Annotated in this window: 1 pseudogene; it reads right to left on the bottom strand. The window is 64.7% G+C overall.

The features are described 5' to 3' along the window. Positions 1-33: 33 nt before the first annotated feature. Positions 34-346, bottom strand: a pseudogene (locus EN857_RS33710) (hypothetical protein); the annotation flags it as partial.

Genomic DNA, 346 nt, shown 5'->3' with positions numbered 1-346 from the left:
TGCTGGTCGAGATGACCCTCGCCTGACCTGCCTTCAGCGGATCACCGGCTCGCCAGGGAAACGACGGCGCGACGGCTTGGAGACGCCGAAGCCAACTTCCATCATCAGACGTGGCGTGCGTGCCGGCACCGTGCCCATGTGGAAACCGAAGGGGTCTTCGACGAAGCCGAGGCCAGCCTCTCCGGTCAGGGTCACCGGGCTCTGCTCGCCATACACGTCCAGCACATCCTGGGCGGGATGGCCGACGAGAAGGGTGAGCTGATGCCTTATGGCGCGGCGCCTGTGGCTTCCCCTGACATAGACATGCGGACCGGTCTCGGCGTCGACGGGCTTGAGGTAGAAAAAG

It is taken from the genome of Mesorhizobium sp. M4B.F.Ca.ET.214.01.1.1, assembly GCF_004791545.1.
Lineage (GTDB): Bacteria > Pseudomonadota > Alphaproteobacteria > Rhizobiales > Rhizobiaceae > Mesorhizobium > Mesorhizobium abyssinicae.
The sequence above is the reverse complement of the archived record's forward strand: the minus strand, read 5'-3'. Positions and strand labels throughout refer to the sequence as shown.